Annotated in this window: 22 protein-coding genes; 7 read left to right on the top strand and 15 right to left on the bottom strand. The window is 32.8% G+C overall.

Annotated features, from left to right (window positions below):
- Positions 1-503 precede the first annotated feature (503 nt).
- The 3 genes from AAGD29_RS06805 to AAGD29_RS06815 form a co-directional block, all read right to left on the bottom strand.
- Entirely contained in the window at positions 504-1,208 is a 705-nt protein-coding gene (locus tag AAGD29_RS06805) for a TIGR02281 family clan AA aspartic protease (RefSeq protein ID WP_341757577.1), read from the bottom strand.
- Entirely contained in the window at positions 1,205-1,927 is a 723-nt protein-coding gene (locus AAGD29_RS06810) for an amino acid ABC transporter ATP-binding protein (RefSeq protein WP_341757578.1), read from the bottom strand. Before AAGD29_RS06810 ends, AAGD29_RS06805 begins: the two co-directional genes overlap by 4 nt.
- Before the next feature lie 224 nt (positions 1,928-2,151).
- Positions 2,152-2,898 (bottom strand): MBL fold metallo-hydrolase, encoded by a 747-nt coding sequence (locus AAGD29_RS06815; protein ID WP_341757579.1) that lies wholly within the window; start codon positions 2,896-2,898, stop codon positions 2,152-2,154.
- Positions 2,899-2,929: 31 nt separating this feature from the next.
- Between AAGD29_RS06815 and AAGD29_RS06820 the strand changes: the two genes are divergently transcribed.
- The 4 genes from AAGD29_RS06820 to hemA all read left to right on the top strand — a co-directional run bounded on the left by AAGD29_RS06820 (position 2,930) and on the right by hemA (position 7,756).
- Positions 2,930-3,601 carry a phosphatase PAP2 family protein gene (locus AAGD29_RS06820; protein WP_341757580.1) on the top strand — a complete coding sequence of 224 codons (672 nt, stop codon included), beginning with the start codon at positions 2,930-2,932 and terminating at the stop codon, positions 3,599-3,601.
- A gap of 92 nt (positions 3,602-3,693) precedes the next feature.
- Entirely contained in the window at positions 3,694-3,867 is a 174-nt protein-coding gene (locus AAGD29_RS06825) for a zinc-finger domain-containing protein (RefSeq protein WP_341753834.1), read from the top strand.
- Complete coding sequence (gene mutL, locus AAGD29_RS06830) at positions 3,842-5,869, top strand: DNA mismatch repair endonuclease MutL (RefSeq protein ID WP_341757581.1); 2,028 nt, start codon at positions 3,842-3,844, stop codon at positions 5,867-5,869. The genes AAGD29_RS06825 and mutL overlap by 26 nt, the downstream gene beginning before the upstream one ends.
- Positions 5,870-6,511: 642 nt before the next feature.
- Entirely contained in the window at positions 6,512-7,756 is a 1,245-nt protein-coding gene (gene hemA / locus AAGD29_RS06835) for a 5-aminolevulinate synthase (protein WP_341757582.1), read from the top strand.
- A gap of 311 nt (positions 7,757-8,067) precedes the next feature.
- On the opposite strand, the gene AAGD29_RS06840 is transcribed toward hemA, so the two are convergent.
- The 10 genes from AAGD29_RS06840 to xth form a co-directional block, all read right to left on the bottom strand.
- Positions 8,068-9,393 (bottom strand): MFS transporter, encoded by a 1,326-nt coding sequence (locus AAGD29_RS06840; RefSeq protein WP_341757583.1) that lies wholly within the window; start codon positions 9,391-9,393, stop codon positions 8,068-8,070.
- Positions 9,394-9,676: 283 nt separating this feature from the next.
- Complete coding sequence (locus tag AAGD29_RS06845; protein WP_341757584.1) at positions 9,677-10,171, bottom strand: ATP F0F1 synthase subunit B; 495 nt, start codon at positions 10,169-10,171, stop codon at positions 9,677-9,679.
- Complete coding sequence (locus AAGD29_RS06850) at positions 10,171-10,650, bottom strand: ATP F0F1 synthase subunit B' (RefSeq protein WP_341757585.1); 480 nt, start codon at positions 10,648-10,650, stop codon at positions 10,171-10,173. Before AAGD29_RS06850 ends, AAGD29_RS06845 begins: the two co-directional genes overlap by 1 nt.
- A 6-nt stretch (positions 10,651-10,656) precedes the next feature.
- Positions 10,657-10,881: a F0F1 ATP synthase subunit C gene (locus AAGD29_RS06855; RefSeq protein ID WP_341748043.1), complete on the bottom strand. Its 225-nt coding sequence runs from the start codon at positions 10,879-10,881 to the stop codon at positions 10,657-10,659.
- A 176-nt stretch (positions 10,882-11,057) separates the two neighbouring features.
- On the bottom strand, positions 11,058-11,786 hold the full coding sequence (locus tag AAGD29_RS06860; protein WP_341754091.1) for a F0F1 ATP synthase subunit A: 729 nt from the start codon (positions 11,784-11,786) through the stop codon (positions 11,058-11,060).
- Complete coding sequence (locus AAGD29_RS06865) at positions 11,786-12,049, bottom strand: AtpZ/AtpI family protein (protein ID WP_341757586.1); 264 nt, start codon at positions 12,047-12,049, stop codon at positions 11,786-11,788. The genes AAGD29_RS06860 and AAGD29_RS06865 overlap by 1 nt, the downstream gene beginning before the upstream one ends.
- Before the next feature lie 282 nt (positions 12,050-12,331).
- Positions 12,332-13,528, bottom strand: coding sequence for a radical SAM family heme chaperone HemW (gene hemW / locus AAGD29_RS06870; protein ID WP_341757587.1), 1,197 nt, complete (start codon positions 13,526-13,528; stop codon positions 12,332-12,334).
- A 45-nt stretch (positions 13,529-13,573) separates the two neighbouring features.
- A complete protein-coding gene (locus AAGD29_RS06875) occupies positions 13,574-13,915 on the bottom strand; it encodes a nucleotidyltransferase domain-containing protein (protein ID WP_341757588.1) in 342 nt (113 codons plus the stop codon).
- Entirely contained in the window at positions 13,896-14,354 is a 459-nt protein-coding gene (locus tag AAGD29_RS06880; RefSeq protein WP_341757589.1) for a nucleotidyltransferase substrate binding protein, read from the bottom strand. Before AAGD29_RS06880 ends, AAGD29_RS06875 begins: the two co-directional genes overlap by 20 nt.
- Before the next feature lie 242 nt (positions 14,355-14,596).
- Positions 14,597-15,376: an exodeoxyribonuclease III gene (gene xth / locus AAGD29_RS06885; protein WP_341757590.1), complete on the bottom strand. Its 780-nt coding sequence runs from the start codon at positions 15,374-15,376 to the stop codon at positions 14,597-14,599.
- A gap of 689 nt (positions 15,377-16,065) precedes the next feature.
- Between xth and AAGD29_RS06890 the strand changes: the two genes are divergently transcribed.
- The 3 genes from AAGD29_RS06890 to AAGD29_RS06900 all read left to right on the top strand — a co-directional run bounded on the left by AAGD29_RS06890 (position 16,066) and on the right by AAGD29_RS06900 (position 18,260).
- The gene (locus AAGD29_RS06890; RefSeq protein ID WP_341757591.1) at positions 16,066-17,088 is read left to right on the top strand and encodes a hypothetical protein; all 1,023 of its coding nucleotides are present in this window, start codon (positions 16,066-16,068) and stop codon (positions 17,086-17,088) included.
- A gap of 5 nt (positions 17,089-17,093) precedes the next feature.
- Positions 17,094-17,240: a hypothetical protein gene (locus tag AAGD29_RS06895; protein ID WP_341757592.1), complete on the top strand. Its 147-nt coding sequence runs from the start codon at positions 17,094-17,096 to the stop codon at positions 17,238-17,240.
- Positions 17,241-17,477: 237 nt separating this feature from the next.
- Positions 17,478-18,260, top strand: a complete 783-nt coding sequence (locus AAGD29_RS06900) for a BPL-N domain-containing protein (protein WP_341757593.1) — start codon at positions 17,478-17,480, stop codon at positions 18,258-18,260.
- A gap of 48 nt (positions 18,261-18,308) precedes the next feature.
- Here AAGD29_RS06900 and AAGD29_RS06905 read toward each other — a convergent pair whose 3' ends face one another.
- Both AAGD29_RS06905 and AAGD29_RS06910 read right to left on the bottom strand, forming a co-directional pair.
- Entirely contained in the window at positions 18,309-18,776 is a 468-nt protein-coding gene (locus AAGD29_RS06905; protein ID WP_341757594.1) for a DUF2269 domain-containing protein, read from the bottom strand.
- Positions 18,776-20,068: an SDR family oxidoreductase gene (locus AAGD29_RS06910; protein ID WP_341757595.1), complete on the bottom strand. Its 1,293-nt coding sequence runs from the start codon at positions 20,066-20,068 to the stop codon at positions 18,776-18,778. The genes AAGD29_RS06905 and AAGD29_RS06910 overlap by 1 nt, the downstream gene beginning before the upstream one ends.
- Positions 20,069-20,290: the final 222 nt, after the last annotated feature.

A 20,290-nucleotide genomic window follows, 5' to 3' on the forward strand; every position in this document is an offset into this window, starting at 1 on the left:
TGGTCTATTTTTTTAGATTCCGCACCGAAGCAGAAATGACATAAACCCACAACTGTCGAAAGTTAGAAGAGGAAGGGGTTTTAAATAGGGTAACGTCATTGCGAGGAAGACCGTAGGTCGACGAAGCAATCCAAAAAAAGTAACCATAAGTGGATTGCTTCGTCGGCTTACGCCTTCTCGCAATGACAGCGGTTATAAGCCGACAACTTTTAAACTGTCATTATGACTTCTAAAACCGCTTCCTCTTCTAACTTTCGACAGTTGTGGACATAAACCCTCGCAGGGATGACATCGTTTTGACGTTAGTACTACAACTGTAGTAGTAGGCAGGGATATATAATATCTAATAGTCTTTTAGGCTATTTTTTTAGATTCCGTACCGAAGCGGGAATGACATCAAGGCTATCACCATTACTATGTCTTAAACCTTTTCGTGTTAGCTATACTTACAAGACCAAAAACGATGTCGACAACGCAATTCTTCAAAGTAGAAGAGTATACACCTAATAACTCAAAATCAACATATCTCGATCTATTCTGAAACCTTTAAAACGCTCTAATAACGACATGCCGAGTAACGATACGTCAAAACCGCCAGTACCTATATGAGCTTCAACATTTCTAAAAAAAGCTCCTCTACCAATCTCAACACTATTTAATCTCACGGGAGCAGCCTTACTCGTACCATTAGCTGTAGAGTAAGTTCTAGTGTAATTTAGTTTTGATAAGTCAAATCCTAGCATTTTAGCATCACTAATAGTAAGAGCAACATCACTTGCTCCGGTATCAATCATAAATTTAACTTTTATTCCGTTTACCACGGCGTTAACGTAGAAATGCCCATCGCTACTACGACTAATTACTAATTCCCCTTGTGTATTGACCCAATTATATGATGGTATTAGTACGGATATGACTCTTTGAGCGGCGTAATTTAATTCAAACTTGAAAGCATAACCAGTAATTATAATTAAGAAGATTCCGCCCCAAGTTAATAATTGAATAGAGAGTATCTTTATACCTTTTTGACTAAAGGAATTATAAACTATACTGATAATCACCAAAATCATTATAAAACAAGTTATACTTTTTTGGTTATCCCAAGAGAAACCAAAAAGTTGTGCTTCTATCAGTTTATGTACAAAGAAGGTAATGACAGTACTAATACAGAGAATAATAATTAACTTTACAAGACTTTTTTTGCTCACATTAAATCACCTATATTCTCTAAAAATAATCTTGCTCTATGAGATTTGGGTTTTTCAAAAAATTCTACTACCGGCTGATCAGCTAAAACTTGTCCGTGATCCATAAAAATTATCCTATCGGCTATGGCTTTAGCAAATTTAATATGATGAGTAACTACAATCATGGTCATTTGACTTTTAAATAAAGATATAATTTCAATAATATCTTTAATATTTTCAGGATCTAAAGCTGAAGTAGGCTCATCAAATAACATTATTTCTGGATCCATCATCAAGGCTCGGCAAATCGCCACTCTTTGTTTTTGTCCCCCAGATAAATTGACAGGAAAGGCGGTAATTCTTTGTTTTAAACCAAATTGTTCTAATAATTTCTCTGCCTTAGCAATGGCAGCCATTTGCTTCATTCCTAAAATATTAACAGGAGCATATATTAAATTATCTTGGACATTTAAGTGCGGGAAAAGATTAAAAGCTTGAAAAACCATGCCAATTTTAAGACAAAGCTTCCTTTTATTTTTTTGCGTCAATTTCTTGTCATCAATTAACACATGCCCACTAGTAGGAACTTCTAAAGCATTGATAATTCGCAATAAAGTGGATTTACCACTACCAGAAGATCCTATAATCGCTATAGTTTCTTTTTTCTTGAACTCAAGACTAATATCTTTAACAGCATAAGTTTTGCCATAGTTTCTTGAAACCTTATCGAGTATTATCATATACTCCTATAATTTGAAAAGTTGATAGACCTAGGAAATTTAAAAGTCATAGTCATTAGTTGTTATAGATATAAGTTTAACTACTATAGATGTCATCAATCTACGGCGGGAATCCATAATATCTAATAGCCTTTGCAGGTTATTTTTTGGATTCCCGCCTTCGCGGGAATGACATCATTCAGCAAGGAAGGATAATTATTACATCGAACTCAGGTTCAGGTTTGTTAAACTATAAATTTGTAACCATCATATAGAGGTTTTATATTACTTGGCAATATTTTTGATATCTCATGGTAATCAATAAAATGATTCATATTCGTTAATAATATTTGTTGAGGTTTATATTCATCGTTCCACTGTAAAATTTTATCTAATCCTGCATGGCAATCATTAGATTCATACGCCATACAGTCTAATATCCAAACATTGATATTCTTCAAAAATGGTTTAGATTCTGCCGGAAAAGCTAGCACATCACTAGAATATACAAAATCATCCATTCTAATACCTAAACTATCTATAGGACCATGATGTTGTCTGAAGAATTGTACATCTATGGTATTAATTTTAAATTTTGCAAAAAAATCTACCGGTCTTGCAATCAGTTTATCCGGAGCAAATAAATGTTGGTGACGATTCTCAGTTTTCAATGCTGTGCTACTGTCAGAAAAAATTTCTAGTGGTGTTTTTTGGAAAAATGGAAATACACGTAAATCATCAATACCGTTAACATGATCTGCATGATAATGGGTTAATATAGCACCGTCCAATTTTTTAATCTTTTCTCGCATTAATTGATTCTTGATGTCAAAACCAAAATCAACAAGAATTTGACTATTACCATCATCTATGTATATTGATGATCTAGTTCTTTTATTGTAACTTGAAGTAGAAGTGCATATATTGCAATCACAATTAATTATCGGCATACCAAGTGATGAGCCACATCCTAGCACTGTTATTTGTAGCATATACTTAAACCAAACAAAATTGAAATTGAAAATGTTTGAACTTTTATATAATTTCCATGGCCTTAATCAAGAGATATTCTTGTGGATCAATAGAATTACTAACCATTTTAGCATAATAGCTTATATTCTACAAATTATCTCTTATTGTTTTAATATTACCAACTTTGCTATCGTTTATTTTATATATTGTGGATATTTCTATATCCAGTTAAAAAAGATTCAAGATTCTAATCAGCGTCAGATCAAATTTTGGTCTATATATAATAAAATGGTAATGATTGGTATAATTTATGCTACATTCGGTTGTACTTATGCTCTATTTAAGTTTTCAGTTAATATAGCTAGACCATTTTGCTCATTACCTCTTAATAGTTTTGTAACAATTGCTAATGTTGAACTTGAAAGATGTTTATCCAGCTTTCCAAGTAGTCACTCCGGATTAGCATTAATGGTGTCTTACTGTATTTGGCCATATATAACAATGGGGCAAAAAATTATAGCTTTTTTTATTGTTTTATTAGTGGCAGTCTCACGTATTACTCTTGCTATGCATTACCCAGCTGATATTATTTATAGTTTCCTTATCACCATAATGATTATAGTGGTTAGTAAAATGATTTTTAAAATTTTTACCAACAATTTAATAAAATGGTTTGGTGAAAGGATTCTTTCTCTATTATATCATTATTTTCTAGACCACTAATAGTAATTTTTATTTTGAATAAATTTCACTTATGTTTTATAGTAGTAAGATACTAAAAAAAACTCTTATATAGCTTCAAATTTATGCAAAATATGGAAATTATTGAGACTATCTCTACATCCGTATCATGTTTTGGCAAAGAACCACCTTTTGATCATCCAAGAGTTTATTTGGAGATTGATTCAACCAAAGGATCTATTGTGTGTCCTTATTGTAGTAAAACATTTGTGTTAGTAAGTAATGAAGATAAAACTCCTATCAGATAGTACTATAAACCGCATCGCTGCTGGGGAAGTAATTGAACGACCAGCTTCGGTAGTAAAAGAACTAGTTGAGAATGCTATTGATGCAGCTAGCACTAAGATAGATATCATGCTTGAGCAGGCAGGGAAAAATCTTATTATTATTTCTGATGACGGAATAGGCATGTCTGAGGAAGATCTAAAAATTGCCGTAGAACGTCATACTACTTCTAAACTTGATGAGTCAGATTTACAAAATATTCACACTTTTGGCTTTCGCGGAGAGGCATTACCTTCAATAAGTTCTGTAAGTAAGATGTTGATTACTTCAAAGGCACGTGGGGCTGATAGGGCTTATCATATACAATCTAGCGGTGGACATAATAAAGAGATTAAACCTACCATTCATAACGAGGGTACTAAGATTGAAATACGTGATTTATTCTTTGCTACCCCTGCAAGACTAAAGTTCTTAAGATCTGATAAAACTGAATTGGCAGCTTCGGTTGATGTAATCAAGAAAATTGCACTAGCTCATCCTAAAATCAGCATTAATTTATCTCATGATGGCAAAAACATCATAAAAGTAAAAGGCCAAGATGGAAATTTTGATGATCTTTTAAAGCAAAGAATAATTGATATATTGGGTTATGATTTTATTGAAAATTCTGTCCATATTAATCTACAAAGACCGGAAATATCAGTATATGGCTTTACCAGCCTTCCTACCTTTAATAGAGCTTCTGCTGAGGATCAGTTTTTATTTGTTAATAATAGACCCGTTAAGGATAAATTACTACAAATCGCTCTAAGACTAGCTTATCAGGATTATTTAGCTCGGGATAGACATCCAGTTTCAGTTTTGTTTCTACAGATAGATCCCCACATGGTTGACGTTAATGTGCATCCTGCCAAAACAGAAGTAAGGTTTCATGATCCTGGTACCATACGGGGATTACTGATAAGCTCTATCAAAGATGCCCTTGCCACTAGAAGTCATATGGTGTCAACGAATATTGCCACAACTGCCTTAGGTCTTTTTCGCAATACTACTACTGCTAATAACTTTGTTAAAACAAATAAGGCTTTTCAAAAGAACCCTACCTCTTCTTCTAACAAAGTATATCCGGATGGTTTGAGTATATCTGATAATATCAGTACTTATAAGGCTCAAAATTTAACCATTCCTAGGCACAATGATAGTTCTAATGTTCAGCAACAATTAATAAAGACAGACCCACATGCTAAAGTAGAAGTGCTAGAGGATGATATCCTAGACCTAGATTGTAATAATAAACCTCTCGCAGAATTCGCTTCTACTAGGGAATTCGTAGGAGAATTGAAACCTCGCCCTTCAAACAGTACGGCAAATTCCGTTACGGATTCAAGTCTAGCACCATTGCCTAAATTACCAGCAGAAGTAGAGTTATGCCAAAAGCCTAATGTTGCACTCGGAGCAGCGAGAGCCCAACTGCACGGCACTTATATAATATCACAAACAGCAGATAGTATTATTATCGTAGATCAACATGCAGCACATGAGCGTTTAGGATACGAGAAAATTAAGCAAATGATAAGTAACAATGGATTAATTAAGCAACGATTACTCATGCCTGAGATAGTAGAATTACCGGATGTCAAAAGAGCTGATTTATTGTATAATAAAAAGGAGGAGCTTTCTAAATTAGGTTTAAGCTTAGAGAAATTTGGCGAGCGATCCATCATTGTATCAGAGACTCCAAGCTTACTTGGCAATACCGATATAAACCAACTTACCCAAGACTTGGCAGATAATTTATCTGATCTTGGTGAAAATATTTCCTTGATTCAATTGATTGAATATGTTACAGAAACCTATGCATGTCATTATGCTATCAGAGCAGGTCGTAAATTATCTTCTGAAGAAATGAATGAATTATTAAGACAAATGGAAAAAACTCCATTTTCTGGTCAGTGTAATCATGGTAGACCAACTTACATCGAACTCAAACTCAAAGATATTGAGCGATTATTTGGACGTAGGTAACCTCAGTGCGATATAAGAATTATTAATTCTTATATCGCACTGGCTTTGTTATAAGGAAAAATGCACTCTTGAAGCGGTTCTGCGAGTGCATTTTAACTTTTTTCATCATTCAATATGTGATTTTAATAATTAAAATCACATATTGAATGGAGTGTTATATTTTAACAATCAGGTGGGCAGCCGCTTCAAACCTGATTGTTTCTATATATAACACGAAAGTTCGATGTAACTTGTTACATCGAATTCAGGTTAGGTAGTTTTAAACAGGACAATTTAAAAGTCATAATCAATAGTTAGTATTTGCTTTATGACTAAGACGATAAAGTAAGGAATAGTGTCTGCATGGCAAAACGATGTCATTCCCGCGAAGGCTTTGTTGCGTGGATCAAAAACACCAACGTTAATATGGTACTTACAGGATCAAAAATGATGTCATCCCTGCGAAAGCAGATATCTAAAGAAATAGACAGGAAGGGTGCTTTAGATATTCTAGATCCCTGCCTTCGCAGGGATGACATAAAGGAAAGTAGGGGTGACATCATCCATAATAGGGATAATACTAAGCCTAATATTAACTTGTTACATCGATACTTGAGGTTACTTAAACTTGTACACTTAGTAAACTAATAAAAAAATAATGTAATGTCTAACTATCATAATATATTCGATCACCATATAACTAGAATTAAACAAGAAGGAAGATATCGTGAATTTGTGCCTGTTCAAAGACAGGCAAATAACTTTCCATCTGCTTGGTATTATGATAAAAATATTGTAATGTGGTGTATTAATGATTATCTTGGTATGAGTAAGCATCCAGATGTTACCAAAGCTGCGTTAGATGCTACATCCAAATACGGCATTGGTTCTGGTGGTACAAGAAATATAGGTGGCAATAATAGCAGCATAATAGAATTAGAGAAGGAACTAGCAATCCTACATAATAAAGAATTAGCTCTAGTTTTCACTTCCGGTTATGTTGCCAATGATACTAGCCTTGCAACACTGGCAAAAATAATGCCTAATATAGTTTTTTTCTCAGATGAGTTAAATCACGCTTCTATTATTTCCGGTATCTGTAATTCAAAAGCTGAAAAACATATTTATCGGCACATTGATACTTGCCATCTTGAAGAATTACTCAAAAAGGTGGATATTAATAGACCGAAGATTATTGTTTTTGAATCAGCTTATTCTATGGACGGATTATTTTCACCAATAGAAAAAATAGTGAATTTAGCTAAAAAATATAATGCTTTAACCTTTATTGATGAAGTACATACAGTTGGTCTGTACGGCAAGCATGGTGCTGGCGTTGCCGATCTTCAGGGTTGTGCTGATAAAATTGATATAATCCAAGGAACACTCGGTAAGGCTTACGGCACTATTGGTGGTTATGTTGCAGCCAATCATCAAATTATCGATTCTATAAGGCTTACTGCACCAGGTTTTATATTCACCACCTCTCTACCCCCAATTATTGCTTCAGCAGCAACTGCCAGTATTCGTCATTTAAAAAATTCTAATATAGAGAGGGAAACTTACCAAAAGGTAATAGCCAAGGTAAAAGAATCTTTTGATAAAGCTAAAGTAAATTATTTAAAAAATGATAGTCATATTATACCAATAATTATTGGTGATCCAATTAAAGCCAAACAAGCCTCTGAAATGTTGTTGGATAAATATAATATTTATGTTCAGCATATTAACTTTCCAACAGTACCACGTGGCACAGAACGTTTAAGAATCATCCCAACACCTAATCATACCGACCAAATGATTCATGACCTCACCACAGCCCTTGTTGAAATTTTTAGTACCCTCGATATATCACCATCAATCAATTCTTACTCTATAATAAAGTTACCTTTACACCCTGCAGCGTAGTATACTGCTCGTAAATGAAGAGTTGATAGACGATAGAATCAAAATCATAATAGTAGCAGGAGTCGAAGGGTCGAGGCGTACATTTAGTACGTGGCTACCTACGATCCCTGCGAAAACAGGGGTCTAGAAAAGTCTAAATAACCTCAGTTCGATATAAGAATTAATAATTCTTATATCGAACTGAGGTTAAGCTAGAGATTTTTTGTTATTTCTCTAAACCAATTTGGTTTTTTATTTTTTTAAAATCATAGTTGATGACATAATGGCGAGTAGGGGTGACATTACCCCTAATGGCGGATACTGAGCTTACACTATGTAGTTCTCTTTTGTGGGTAACTTTCAGAGTCTTTTTCTAACTTCTCAAAATGCAATAACCCGTAGGTAAAAGCTATAATTGTAGGAATCATAATAATCAATATTCCCCAATTGCCAAAATAGTCAATAATATAAACGAAACCAAAAGAACTAATAACGTACATCAAAGCACGAGATACAGAAAATATCACGCTAACATAGGTAAAACGTTTAAATACAGGAAAGCTTTTATAAAAAATGGGAGCAGCAGAGGTATGACAGTACTTAAATAAAATAATAACTGTCTGAATGAGAAATAACTCAAACGGAAAATGAAGATTATTCAGCCAATATGGACAAAATAAAATAAAAATAGAATATATAATAAGTATAATTCTTACGGTTAATAATGGATATACTCTGTAACTTACATAAGATAATATTGATATGATTAAGACCTGTAATATAGAGACAATAAAATTATGATGAATAACTTCAGCTGATGTGTAACCAAAATCGGTCTTGAGAATAGCACCACAATGCATAAAGAGAAAATAAAAACATACAGGTGTAGAACACTCTAATAAAAGGAAAGCTATTACTGTTTTTTTATTAACTTTTTCATTAACGACTGGATCATTATGCAATGCTTTTATATCAATATTAGCTTTCTCATATTTTCTTTTTAGTCTCAGTTTTGCATTAGCAAATTCAGGTGTTTCCCGCAATGTTGTTCTAGCAGCAGAACCAATCAATGCCACTATTGCACCTATCCAAAATGCTAGACGCCAGTTAAAACTATAGGAAGTAACAAGTGAGGCAATTCCTAAAGCACCTATACTTCCTAAGGAAGCAGACACCGCCATCAATGTCACACTTACATATTGGATTGGTGGGTTAATCGTTTCGGTTAAATAAAGTCCTGCCCCTACTGACTCCCCCATAGAAGTAATGCCTTGAACAACACGGCAAATTGTTATTATCCAAGTAGCAGCTACCCCTATTTGGGCATAGGTAGGGAGATTAGCCATGACAAAACATGATGCAGCCATCATAAAAGTTGTAATTATAACAGTAGATTTACGTCCTATATTATCGCCCAACCAACCAAATATTAAGGCACCAATAGGCCGAAAAACAAAGGTAGTACAAAAGGCAAAAGACATCATTAAAGAGGTGGAGAGAGAATCAGTAGGTTCAAAAAACAACTCATTAAGAAACATCGCCATATGAATATATAACATCAAGTCAAAATATTCTAAAAATGTACCAATTGAAAGCAATCCAACCGCTTCTTTCTGTTCTCTAGTTAGGCTTCTTTGTTCCTGCGGATACTGTATCATTTATTCCTCCTATTAATATTAAAATGAGCTTGTATATACTGCTACTTTTAAAGAATTGGAGTCTACTTAACCTCAGTCTGATGTAAAAAATTAATAGTAGGCTCAAGTAATCATCGCCATTAGGGGTGATATCACCGCCATTATGTCATCCCAGCGAAAGCTGGGATCTAAAACTATATAACATACCTTCTATGCTATTTTTTAGACCCCTGCTTTCGCAGGGGTGACATGCAGGGACACCCTAGACTATTAAACTGATGTCTTACATCGAATTGAGGTACAGTTATTGTATAAATTTTTCAGATGCTGGATTTCTCATGAGTTTCTTAGCTATCTCACTATCTGATATGGAATCGTTTTTTGTAGATTGCATATATATAGCTACTAATTCTAGCATTTTATCGCAAAACTCAGATTGTAGCATTTGAGAAGCTTCTAGCTTTTGCCTATTCATTAAATCTATAGTCTCAAGTTTTTTGCTTTCTAGAAACTTATCAAATTCTTCGTTTTGCTGCTTAATTATATTATTGGCAGTTTCTTTGCCATCTTTGATCATTTTTTCTCTTAAAACTTCAATCTGTTGTATTTGGACTGCAGCATCTTCAAATAACAACGTCATATCTTCGTTAAGCTTTTGGGCTTCTAAGACTTGGTCTTTGATAGCCATAATTTTGTCATCTAACGATTTTAAAATTATATTTTTTATCGGTCTATAGACCAAATACACAAAAATTAGGAAACAGATAGCTAGCCAAAATTTTTCATCAAATAATTGCATTATTTTATCTTTTTGTAAGATTCTTTTAGTAATTCTAAATCAACTTCTTGATTAGTAATTTTTTGAATTAATAATTTTGCTAAATTGATGCATGAATCATTTTCATCAATCCAAAATAATTTATTAGTTTTTTCTATATCATGATGATTATTGGTAATTTGTGCTTTCAACTCATTATGGAGTTGCATTTTTTTTGATAAAAGAGATGCTTCCATTGCATCTCTAGCTTCTTTTTTAATATTTTCCACTATATTTGATATCTCTGCTAGCGTATTTGCATATTGCTTGTGCAAGCTATCAGCTTTTTCCCCAAGACTTTCTGCACTAGCAATATTAGTATCTATATAAGCTTGCCTATTCTCAAGAATCTTTTCAGTTAGTGGTGCAATGAACTTATGAACTAGAAGGTATAAGATACTAAAAACAACTACCAACCAAAAGATTTGCGAACAATAAAAGGTAACATCAAATTGAGGCATAGTTACTTAAGAAAATATCAATAAAATTGCAATTACGAACGAGAATAAGCCCATAGCTTCCGTAAGTCCAGCTCCAATGAATGCCATTCTTTGTAATTGATCAGTAGCTGAAGGGTTACGGGCAATTGAAGACAGCAATGCACTGAATATACTACCTACACCAATGGCAGCACCTGACATACCAATAGCCATTAATCCTACACCAATAAATTTTAGAGACGTTCCGTCCATATTTAAACTCCTAAATATAAAAAATTCTAGATTCTTGCGTATGGCTTCATTTTTATTTTATGAGTAGATTTATAGGCATTTTTGTTCGGAGAACCGCAGCGGACTATGATGTACGTGAGGATTCGAGAATAAAAATAACGATCTATAAAACCATAAAAATGCAGTCTTCGCAAAACCTAATGTGAATTTACAGCATCATTCAAGTATACACAAGAAAGAATTGTAAATATATAAGCTTGAAGTATTGCTATAAAAATTTCAAATCCAATAAGGATCACAATTAGTGGAATTGGCAAAAATTTAAAGAAAATCATTAATGAAACTATAAATCCTGCCATCACCTTTAGTAATATATGTCCTGCCACCATATTAGCAGCTAACCTTAAAGATAAACTTATAGGTCTTGCTAGATAGGCAAATAATTCTATCAAAATCATAAGCGGAGCTAACCAAGATGGCGTACCTTTAGGCAAAAATATTGATAAAAAATGTATACCGTGATTAATAAAACCAATAATTGTAACCATAAAAAATATCATAATTGCTAAGGCAAATGTTACTATAATATGGCTAGTAACAGTGAATCCGTAAGGAAGCATGCCAAGCAAGTTACATAACAAAATAAACATAAACAAAGTGAAAATGAACGGTATAAACTTACGCCCCTTTTCTCCAACATTTTGATTGAGCATCACTGTAATTATATCATAAATTATTTCAGCACTAAGCTGTAATCTAGATGGTATAATTTTTTTGCCTTTTAAGGCTAAATAAAAATAGGAGAGACCTACAACTCCAGCAAGTAACATAAACAAACTAGAGTTAGTAAAACTAATATCGAAACCAAATAAATTAATTTCTACTAGTTTCTTTATTGCAAATTGATCTAAGGGACTATGGGACATTATTTCTTATTTAGTTTTTGCCAAATTATTTTAAAACCTGCAAGCATACCTATTAACAAAAATATTATAATACAAAATGGTTTAGAATTAAACAATTTATCTAATGTAAAACCAACAATAAACCCCAGCATCACACTAGAAAACAAATCTAACGCTATAGCCAACGCATCAATTTCTTTTTTTGGATTAAGTTTAGGGTGAAAATGATTATTTGTTTTAAGTTTCTTAATCCTTTTTTGTATCTTATCTAACTCTTTTTGCATAGTACCCTACATTTTTTATATAACCACTATTAAAATGGCTGCTGATCGTCTATTAGCGAGGAGTCGCTGAAAGCGGCGACGCGGCAATCCAGGATACGCGAAGCGTACTAGAAAAAACAGCTTCGCTGTTTACCTAGATCGCCACGGCATCTAAAGAGCCTTGCTATGACGATTATAGAAAAATGTAGGGTATATGCTCTTTTTGTTCCAACATATACATTAATATAAAGAAGTCTATTTAAACCTCATATTCTAGCCAGTTTTGGATTAAAATTAAAAATTTTAATCCAAAACTGAGGTTTTAAATAACCTTGGCACTATATAGCTATGTAACATTAGACCTTTGTTTGTAAGATTAATATGACCTTTATCACCTAATCCTTCATCCCACCTAAGTAAACCTAGCTCTTTATAGTATGTTGCCTTTTCCATATCTAAAATCTCAAATAATTGTTTACCAGTTCTTTTCTGTATACTATCAATAGTTATACCCTTTTCAAGACGTAGTCCCATCATCAACATTTCTTCAATTATTTCTTGCATAGAAAGTTTATTAATCTGCTGAATACCACATCCTAAACTATCAACAGCTTGTAACCATTTTTCTGGTTTATGCCACATCATGATACTATAGAGATTAGATGTAAAATTACTATCACACATATTAACCCTGCTGTGGCTACCCGGACCTATACCTAAATAATCGTTATACTGCCAATATGTTAAGTTATGCTTACATTCATGACCTAATATAGCATAATTTGATATTTCATATCTAAGATATCCTTGGGACTTTAAATACCAGTTAGTCCACTCATAATGGTCAGCTGCTTGATCTGAGCTTGGTATAGTTAGATTTCCCTCGTTAAACAATTTATAAAATAACGTACCCTTTTCGATGACCAATTGATATAGTGAGATATGACCTGAGGCAAGTTGCATGGCATTGGTAAGTTCATCTTGCCAACTTTCTAGAGTTTGGTTACTTCTTGCATAAATTAGGTCAAAAGATATTCTAGGGAAAAGATGGCGAGCTGTCTCAATAGCTTTGATTGCTTGCCCTACATTATGTTGTCGTCCTAAACTCTTTAAGTCATCTTCCACTAGAGACTGGACGCCAATTGACACACGGTTTATTCCAGCTGATCTAAAGTCCCTAAATTTTTCAGTCTCAAATGAAGTGGGATTTGCTTCTAAAGTAATTTCTGTCTGCTCATCTATTATTGCTAAATTTGCTATTTTTTTAATTATTCCTTCAACAACAAATGGCTTCATTAAAGATGGAGTTCCACCTCCAAAGAAAATAGATTTTATATATTTATGACCTATAGTATCCTTGAAATGATCAAGCTCTAATTCATAACATTTCAACCATGTATCATGATCTACTTTATTTACAACATGAGAATTAAAGTCACAATACGGACATTTTGACAAACAAAACGGCCAGTGTATATATATCGATAAAGGATTTTTCATGTTTATGCTTAGTTTAACATTACTTCAGCTCATCTTTTACTATCACTAAAGTAAATTCTCTTCAAATTGGTCATGTGTAAACAATAGTAGCATGTTAGCATCGATATGTTCTTTGAGAGGTGGATAGGTGATCAGATCATAAGATTGTACATCTACTTTAACCGGTAAGTTACTGTCATTAAGTAAAGTAAATATACGATCGAGGGTTTTTTCATCAAGCGCACCATAAATAACTATATCAATATCAGAATTAGGACGATAAAAACCAGTAGCACGCGAACCAAACAAACCAACACTCTCGATTTGTTTTGAGAAGGGCAACAAAATATTACGCAGTATGTTTAACTGTTCCGTACTTAATCCATGATTAGATATGTTTACTTTCATCTACCATCTCTTCTTCTGCAAATTTCAGCATCACTAAATACATGTTCTCCAATTCAGGATAATAATCCTTTTCAATATTTATAATAATTTGTTCAAATTGTTTGAAATCGTAGGTATGTGACATCTTATTACGAGAATCTAAAGCATTCATCCATACTTCACCATTCTTAATCAAATTAGCGGCAATAGCTGCCTTAAGTACGGTAGCTGGGGTAATGGTTGATAGTATCACCCCCTTATATTCTAGGTAGTCTTTAAGTACGTTCCATGTCAATTCCCACGTATATTCAAAACGCTGTATGATTCCTTCCATCTCTAACTGACTTATCTTGCGTTCTCGCATTGTGTACATCGCCTCACGTAGCAAAGCAAAAGCACGTTTAAAATTATCAAAACGATATAGCCAGCGAGGAATCTTTATATTAGTAAATGTGGTCATGTTAGTTAGTTCATTTCTTAATAATTTTCATTATATATTATTTTCTTTAGAAATCGATCGAAGAAAATGTATAATAAGAAGAATTATTATTGCTATACCTGCCACAGATTAATTAACAATCCCTGCTTCGGTGCGGGATCTAGAAAAATAAACCGAGAGGGTGTGTTAGACTTTTTTAGACCCCGCACCGAAGCAGGGGACATGGGGACTATTAAACCGATGTTTTATATCGATACTTGAGGTTAACTAATGATAGCAACAACGGGTATATGATCAGAAGGCTTAATTTTAGTTCGTAAATTATAATGCATGTAGCAATCATTTAGATAATCTGCAACATTGCTCGACGCAAGTATCATGTCAATACGCATACCTTTATTTTGCTCAAAGCAACCTGCTCTATAATCCCACCAAGAGAATTCTTGCTTAGTAGGATTTGATAATCTATATAAATCCTCAAAACTAGAATTTAAAATAATTCTCAGTCGTTGTTTTTCTTCATTAGTAAAACAAGTAGTATTTTGTAACTCTTTTGCTGAGTATACGTCAATATCAAAAGGAGCAATATTAAAATCTCCTCCAACTATCACCTTAGTATCAAGAGATCTCTTGGATTCAAAGTAATTAATTAAATTGTCATAAAATTCTAATTTCATCTTAAATTTATCACTACCTACCAATGAACCATTAGGTGCATATAATGAAGTGATACTACAAAAACCTATAGGAGTCTGTAGAGATATTTCTATAATCCGTGCTTGATTAGTACAATTAATACCCGGAAAGTCTTTTACCACTTCATCAGCTGGAAACTTTGATAAGATAGCCACACCATTATAGGATTTCTGACCATACACATAGAAATTATATGCTAGATCTGATAGTTCATCAAAAGGAAACTTATCAGTCTCACACTTGATTTCTTGTAACAAAACAATGTCTGGATCTACTTCTATTAAAAAGTCCCGTAAATGTTGTAGTCTTATTCTTATAGAATTAATATTCCAAGTAGCTATTTTCATTTTTAATTCTTAGTGTAATTGACTATACTCGTGCCGTAACACTTGCTCATAAAGGTTTATTATAAGATAATATATTTTTTTAGAATGGAAAAATAATTATGGAATGTTATAATATTACTATAAAGTATTCAAAAAGAAAAGTACCTTATAAGTACCTTATATTTACTCAGGGTAATTTAAAAGTCACACTTTAAAGTTGAAAAACCGAAATAATTTTAGATAGACATGTGCTTACAAACGTCATTGCGAAGAGGTTGCTTGCTGCAACCGACGAAGCAATCCAGCAAAAATACGATAATTTTATTTTTTTTGTTTCCTAGATTGCTTCGGCGGCACTTCGTGCCTTCTCGCAATGACGTTTGATGTTCTTAATAATTACTTATTTCAACTCTAGAGTGTGACTTTTAAATTACCCTGTATTTGCTTGTGTAATGGTTGATATTAGTTTACAATCTAATCTGTTATTGCAATTATCAGGAATAGAGAAGAGTTTACCTTGCGTGTGTTTGTATACTCGATGAAAATCAACAATTGCGTTGTCGTTGTCCAAGACCTGCGGTACTCACGTACTAATGTACGCTGTACTCCTCGGCTTGGACACTCCTAGCACTTGTTGATTTTGATTCTATCGTCTACCAACTCTTCATTTATGAGCAGTATAGTAAACATTTATAAGTGGTTTTAATAAGATGACAAAAAAACAGAATATTCAAGAAGTTTCGGTTAAAAGTACTAAGGATCAGATCTTAGCAGCCTATAATGAGGTGGTAACAAAATTAACTGAAAAACAGGTTGCGAGTCCTCAAGAACATAAAAAGCAGGAAGAGAAACAACAAATAGTAACCAAAGCAATCAATAATTCATCGGATGATATATTAGCTGACTTAAGTACTTTAAAATCAAAGACTATTAAAAAAATTGATAATTTATCAGAACAATTGTTGGATGAGTTTCAAAAATTAGCCAATTTGCGGGAGGCTATTATTTTAGAACAAACGCATCTACAAGAACTATATCAAATTCATGAAACAGCAAATACTTTATCAGCTTTATTGCAAGCTCAATCTGAACAAAAAGAGCGTTTTGAGCTAGAAATGCAGCAAATAAAACAGAATTTTCAACAGGAAATGGCTAGTGAGAAATCCCATTGGCAACAACAACGTACGATTCTTGAGCAAGATTACAAGGAACAGAAAGATATTCTTACAAAAACTAGAAAGCGTGAGGAAGAAGAATATAGTTATGCTTTGGAATTAAAGCGTCGCAAGGAAACTGATGAATATAATAACAGAAGAGTCATTATGGAAAAGGAATTATCTGACTTAAAAGATAATTTACTAAGACGAGAAGCTGATTTGGTAGCAAAAGAACAAGACTATGATGCTTTAAAAGTGCAAGTGGAAGAAATGCCAAATAAAATAAAAGAGGCTATGGCAAATGCCGAAGAATTATTGCGTACACAATTATTACAACAATATGAGTTTGATAGCCAATTGAAGCAGAAAGAATATGATGGCATATTAAAACTAAACGAGCAGAGTATCGGTTATCTTGAAGACAAAATCAAGAAACAGGAAACATACATAAAAGAACTGACTGAGAAAGCAGATAATGCAACTAAGCAGGTTCAATCAATTGCTTGCCGTGCCTTAGATACTTCGGGTCAGCGCTTTGTGACTTTGGGTACAAGTAAGACTGAAGAAAAAAGTTGATATTTGTGACAACAACAAATAACAGAACAAATGCTATAGTAGCACCAAAGATTCTAACTGACCATGGTAATTTAAAAGTCACAATTAATAGTTGTTATGGATATAAATTCAACCACCATCGATGTCATTCCCGCGTAGGCGGGAATCCATAATACTTAATAGTCTTTCGGGCTTATTTTTTTAGATTCCCGCCTACGCGGGAATGACATCGAGTGCATATTAAGCACTTTTTCCTTCATCTATTAGGCTTGCAGCCCGACTTTTAAATTACCCGTGGTTTAGAACGTAATTACTATCATTCCTACAATTATAAAAATTCTAAATACGGCAGAAAATATTGCCGAAGCTATTGAATCACGTTCTTGGTAATTAATAATTATATTTATAAAATGCAGAATAATATCATATATTTATATAATGATTTAGGAGTATCTATCGAATCTATTAGGCACATTATGTATACACTAAAGCAAATTGTTTTTCCTAGCTATAAAATACATTTAATTAATGCCTCAGAAATTATAGAAAACAAATGGTCAAATCAAGCTGCTCTATTAATAATACCCGGCGGAAGGGATGTATATTATACTAAACAACTTAATGGTAAAGGAAATAAAGCTATAAAAAATTATGTAGAAAATGGAGGTAACTATTTAGGTATTTGTGCAGGGGCTTATTATGGTTCAGGATTTGTAGAATTTGATAAAGATGGTTCTTTAGAAATCCTAGGAGAAAGAGAATTAGCATTTTTCCCCAACAAAACTATCGGTCCTGTTCTTGCAAAATACAATTATGACGATAATAGTGGTGTACGTGCAGCATTAATTAAGTTAGCTATAGACGATAATTCTTTATCTAACAAAATTATGATTTATTATAATGGAGGTCCTTATTTTGTAGATCCTCAATTATATAAAAATATCAATATTCTTGCTTACTATCAATTTCTAGACCAATCAGTTTTACCAGCAGTTTTAAAAATCAAATATAATAAGGGGAATGTAGTTTTATCTGGCATACACTTTGAGTATTCCCCAAAGTTGTTAAATATGGATGATAAATTTCATGCTCAAATTTTATCTGAATTAGAACAAAGTGAATTTGATAGAATTAAATTCGCTGGTGTTATTTTAAAATATTTAGGATTGAAATTAAAAATCAAATATAAATAACTATTAGTTAAGTAACTGTCTAGGAAGTTATAATATATTCTAGATATTTTACATCGGCTTAAAAATCATTAAAAAGAAAATAATAACTAGGCTGATAAATGCTGGCCAGCCAAGATAAAACCATAAATTAAATAATTTATAATATTGTGCTGGTAATTGCTCATTATTTTTTAATGTTCTGACTGCAATATTCCGTAATTGTATTTGAATCCATACTACTGGTAGCCAACATGCTCCTGTAATAGCGTATCCTAAATAAGTTAAAACAAGCCATAAATCAAAGAAATCATATCCAACTATATTGATTAATATTATGCCACTAATTGGTTGAATAATAGCACTAGTGGTAGTAAAGAGAAAATCGGCAATAACCGTAGTACGTGCTGCATAAACTTTGGCTGCTAAATCCCCGGTTTTATTAGCCCACCACATAAAAAAAGCAATACCAATACCTGTACCAAACAAAATAGTAGAGCTAATGATGTGAATAGTTTTGACGACAGAATACCAATCCATTATTTATCCTTTTCTATAGCAAGCAAGACAAGAGTAAGAAGTATTATAGGAATATTTTTAGTAAGTGACCCCAAGGGTTCTAGCCATAAATCAGGCTTAAGAAAGGTTAGAAAAAATGTATAAGCTAGCATTAATAAAATCTGTAGTATACATACCCCTATAATTCTTGGCTTGATAATCATCATAGTTCCAAGAATTATATCAGCAAGACAGCTTGAATATAACATAACTTGTGCAATTTGTTCGCTAAATCCTAACTCTGTTATTATTTTCAGACCTCGTTCTGAAGTAAAAACCCCCGTAATGACGCCTGTCATAATCCAAAATAAACCTAAAATGATTTTTAATAGTGGTTTCAACAAAAAAAGTCTTGCATGCCATAGTGATTGAACAGTAAGAGGTTCAGTGGCTAATCCTTGCTCAAAACTTCTTGGAACGACAGAAGTAAAATTGATAAAGTCTTTCTTGTCTGCAATATTTGGTTGTAATAGCATATTATATGAAGTGCTATTAAGTGGGTCTATACTAAAAAAGTCTCCTAACTTAGCTGCAATTCTAATGAATATTAAAGGAATCTTTATTAGTTTGGCAGGATCTAGACCAAGCCAGCTCCTAAAATTAATCAATATATCTTTTACTGTAACTATTTCTGGACCAACTATTTTTAATACTCTACAAATTTCCCCTTCTCTTTTAGTGCAATTAACAACCACTTTAGTTAAGTCATCCATATGTATGGGTTGGAATTGTTGTGATCCATCTCCTATTAAAGGAATAAACCAAGGTAAAGCTGAAAGAGATCTAAATAATGAAGTGCCTCCATAACAACCACTTGTATACACAAGCGATGGTTGTAAAATTACCCAATCAATATTTTCTAAAGTTCTTAAATAATTGTCAATTTTTTTCTTTGTTACAGCATAGTCAGTAGTTTTCTCATTATCTATACCAAGAGCTGAAATATGAATAATTCTTTTTACTTTAGCTAAAATACATGCATCAAATAAAGCTTTTGGACCAAAGAAATGAACATTCTCTATTTTGTTGTTATTAGTTGAAGTTAACACTCCGGATACATTAATGACTACATCAATATTTTGTAAATTGTTAAGCCACTTTTGTTGATCAGTATCATTGTTAAAATCACAAGCTAAAATTTCTAGGTTAGGAAATTTTTTTTTGGTAGCTTTTATATCTCTAACTGCACAAACTACATCATGATTATCTTTTAATAACTCAGCGGTGATATATGAACCAATAAAACCATTAGCACCTACTACTAAAACTCTCACCCTATCCTCTCTATTATTTTCTTATAGCTAAAACTTTCCCGCGAATTAGCTATATAAACAACGTAGCAAATTCAAATCAACTGACTGTATAATAACATAAAATAACTAAACACTAAGTACATTAATCTCAATTCGATATAAAAATTATTAATGGATGTTACGCAATAAACGATGAACTATGCAAGTTGAGTAGCAAAAATTGAGAACCGTCTTGAACCTTTT

It is taken from the genome of Candidatus Tisiphia endosymbiont of Ditula angustiorana, from assembly GCF_964026425.1.
In the GTDB taxonomy this organism is placed as follows: Bacteria; Pseudomonadota; Alphaproteobacteria; order Rickettsiales; family Rickettsiaceae; genus Tisiphia.

Bases quoted from the DNA above. Each gene is read 5' to 3' on its own strand.
- AAGD29_RS06810 (WP_341757578.1), bottom strand. From the start codon at position 1,927: ATGATAATACTCGATAAGGTTTCAAGAAACTATGGCAAAACTTATGCT.
- AAGD29_RS06815 (WP_341757579.1), bottom strand. From the start codon at position 2,898: ATGCTACAAATAACAGTGCTAGGATGTGGCTCATCACTTGGTATGCCG.
- AAGD29_RS06820 (WP_341757580.1), top strand. From the start codon at position 2,930: ATGTTTGAACTTTTATATAATTTCCATGGCCTTAATCAAGAGATATTC.
- AAGD29_RS06825 (WP_341753834.1), top strand. From the start codon at position 3,694: ATGGAAATTATTGAGACTATCTCTACATCCGTATCATGTTTTGGCAAA.
- mutL (WP_341757581.1), top strand. From the start codon at position 3,842: ATGAAGATAAAACTCCTATCAGATAGTACTATAAACCGCATCGCTGCT.
- hemA (WP_341757582.1), top strand. From the start codon at position 6,512: ATGTCTAACTATCATAATATATTCGATCACCATATAACTAGAATTAAA.
- AAGD29_RS06840 (WP_341757583.1), bottom strand. From the start codon at position 9,393: ATGATACAGTATCCGCAGGAACAAAGAAGCCTAACTAGAGAACAGAAA.
- AAGD29_RS06845 (WP_341757584.1), bottom strand. From the start codon at position 10,171: ATGCAATTATTTGATGAAAAATTTTGGCTAGCTATCTGTTTCCTAATT.
- AAGD29_RS06850 (WP_341757585.1), bottom strand. From the start codon at position 10,650: ATGCCTCAATTTGATGTTACCTTTTATTGTTCGCAAATCTTTTGGTTG.
- AAGD29_RS06855 (WP_341748043.1), bottom strand. From the start codon at position 10,881: ATGGACGGAACGTCTCTAAAATTTATTGGTGTAGGATTAATGGCTATT.
- AAGD29_RS06860 (WP_341754091.1), bottom strand. From the start codon at position 11,786: ATGTCCCATAGTCCCTTAGATCAATTTGCAATAAAGAAACTAGTAGAA.
- AAGD29_RS06865 (WP_341757586.1), bottom strand. From the start codon at position 12,049: ATGCAAAAAGAGTTAGATAAGATACAAAAAAGGATTAAGAAACTTAAA.
- hemW (WP_341757587.1), bottom strand. From the start codon at position 13,528: ATGAAAAATCCTTTATCGATATATATACACTGGCCGTTTTGTTTGTCA.
- AAGD29_RS06875 (WP_341757588.1), bottom strand. From the start codon at position 13,915: ATGAAAGTAAACATATCTAATCATGGATTAAGTACGGAACAGTTAAAC.
- AAGD29_RS06880 (WP_341757589.1), bottom strand. From the start codon at position 14,354: ATGACCACATTTACTAATATAAAGATTCCTCGCTGGCTATATCGTTTT.
- xth (WP_341757590.1), bottom strand. From the start codon at position 15,376: ATGAAAATAGCTACTTGGAATATTAATTCTATAAGAATAAGACTACAA.
- AAGD29_RS06890 (WP_341757591.1), top strand. From the start codon at position 16,066: ATGACAAAAAAACAGAATATTCAAGAAGTTTCGGTTAAAAGTACTAAG.
- AAGD29_RS06900 (WP_341757593.1), top strand. From the start codon at position 17,478: ATGCAGAATAATATCATATATTTATATAATGATTTAGGAGTATCTATC.
- AAGD29_RS06905 (WP_341757594.1), bottom strand. From the start codon at position 18,776: ATGGATTGGTATTCTGTCGTCAAAACTATTCACATCATTAGCTCTACT.